Genomic DNA, 1,987 nt, shown 5'->3' with positions numbered 1-1,987 from the left:
GCCCTGGCCAGCTCCTCGCGCACCCGCCTGCGGACGTGGGGGACCCGCGCGGGCCCGCCCGGGCCCCCCCCCCCCGGGCGGGGCCGACCGCCCGGGGCGGGGCGCGCGCCCCCGCCCGGGGGACCGTCAGGTCTGCTCCCGCCCGTCCCGACCGGTCCGCCGGCGGGTGAACCGGGTGTGACGGACCGTCCGTAGTCACTGCTGAGCGGCCGAACTCCCGGCTCCCGCGCCCCGGCGGGTGTCGGGCCCCTGCGGCGGCCCGGTGTTCCCCCTTGTGGGAGGGCGGACACCGGGCCGCCGGTCCTCGGGCCCGCCGACCGGGCCGTTCCCGGCGATGGAGAGCTCCGGCCGTCCGTGCCCGTCCGAGCCCAGGAGAGTCCCGATGGCCAGACACCGGCTCAGCCGCCGCCGGCGGATCACGTTAGCCGCGACGGCCCTCGCCGCCGGCAGCGCGCTGATCCTCGCGCCGCGCGACGCGCCCGCCGCGGCCACCGCCACCGACCCGGTCGGCCTCAACGCCGCCCACGCCTACCTCGGTTGGGGCGACGCGCCGGACCCGGTCGCGGTCATGAAGGCCACCGGTCTGCGCCAGTTCGCCCTCTCCTACGTGCTCGCCGGAGGTTCCGGCTGCGAGCCGCGCTGGGACGGCTCCCGACCGCTCACCGGCGGCTCCGACGAGGCCGCGATCAAGCGCATCCGCGCCGCCGGCGGCGAGGTGCTCGCCGCGTTCGGCGGCTGGGACGGCGCGAAGCTGGGCGAACGCTGCGGCACCGCCGCCGAACTCGCCGCCGCCTACCAGAAGGTGGTCGACGCCTACGCGCTCAAGGCGGTCGACATCGACGTGGAGTCCACCGAGCTGACCGACCCGGCGGTGCGGCGGCGGATCGTCGAGGCGCTGCGGACGCTCAAGGCGAAGAACCCCGGCCTGCTCGTCTACGTCACCTTCCAGACCGAGCAGAAGGGCCCCGACGCGGACGGCACCGACCTGATCGCGCTCGCCGCCAAGTCCGGTCTGGTGGTGGACGGCTGGACCGCGCTGCCGTTCGACTTCGCCGGTCGGGAGAGTGACCTGCCCGCCGTGGTCCGGCAGTCCGTCACCGGCCTCCAGCGCGCCGTGGCCACCGCGTACGGGTGGGCGGACGACCAGGCCTGGCGACACGTCGGCCTGGTCGCGATGAACGGCCGCACCGACCAGCAGGGGGAGCAGCTCACGGTGGCCGGCCTCCGCACCGTCCGGGAGTTCGCCGCCACCCACCACCTGGCCCGCCTCGGTCTCTGGGCGGTCAACCGTGACCGGCCCTGCCCGGCCGACGCCCCCGCCGGTCCGACCTGCAGCGGGGTGAAGCAGTCGGCGTACGACTTCACGCGCGTGGTCGCCGGGTACCACACGGACTCGGTACCCGGGGACGTGGGCGGCCCCTGCCGCATCCCCCTGCCGTCGATCCCGCCGCTGGCCGTCCCGTCCGGTTCGGCGTCCGGTTCGGCGTCGAATTCACCGGCCGCCGGACGGTCGGTCTGCCCGACCCCGACCGCCACCGTGACGCCGACGCCGACGCCGACGCCCACGGCGACCTCGACGCCCACGTCCGGCGGGTCCCCGTCCGGCACGCCGAGCGCGAGTCCGACGTCCGCGAGCCCGACGTCCGCGGCCCCGGTACCCGGCTCGGCCGTCCCCCCGGCGGTCCCGCCGGCCACCACCGTCGCCGCCCCGGTGCCCGGTGCCGGCGCCGACACCCCGGGCCCGGTGGCCGTGGCCGCACCCGCTCCGGCCCCCGCCCCGGGCGGCTCGCTCGCCGCCACCGGCGCGAGCGGCGTCACCGACACCCTGCTCACCACTTCGGGGGCGCTGCTGTTCCTCGGCGGCGCCATCGGTCTGGTCGGAACCCGTCGCCGCGACCCCGAGGGCACTCCGGCCGGCGGCCCGACCCCGCCCTCGGCCGCCTGACGCCACACCGCACCGGCCCCGTCCGGCGCTCCCGTCGTCCCG

The 1,987-nt window shown here is 78.1% G+C and carries 1 protein-coding gene; it reads left to right on the top strand.

What is annotated here, in order from left to right; genetic code table 11:
* Positions 1 to 382 precede the first annotated feature (382 nt).
* Complete coding sequence (locus ACFWOG_RS05235) at positions 383 to 1,945, top strand: hypothetical protein (protein ID WP_380354998.1); 1,563 nt, start codon at positions 383 to 385, stop codon at positions 1,943 to 1,945.
* Positions 1,946 to 1,987: the final 42 nt, after the last annotated feature.

Origin of the sequence: Kitasatospora sp. NPDC058406 (assembly GCF_042722765.1) — a bacterium.
Lineage (GTDB): Bacteria > Actinomycetota > Actinomycetes > Streptomycetales > Streptomycetaceae > Kitasatospora.
The sequence above is the reverse complement of the archived record's forward strand: the minus strand, read 5'-3'. Positions and strand labels throughout refer to the sequence as shown.

Bases quoted from the DNA above. Each gene is read 5' to 3' on its own strand.
- ACFWOG_RS05235 (WP_380354998.1), top strand. From the start codon at position 383: ATGGCCAGACACCGGCTCAGCCGCCGCCGGCGGATCACGTTAGCCGCG.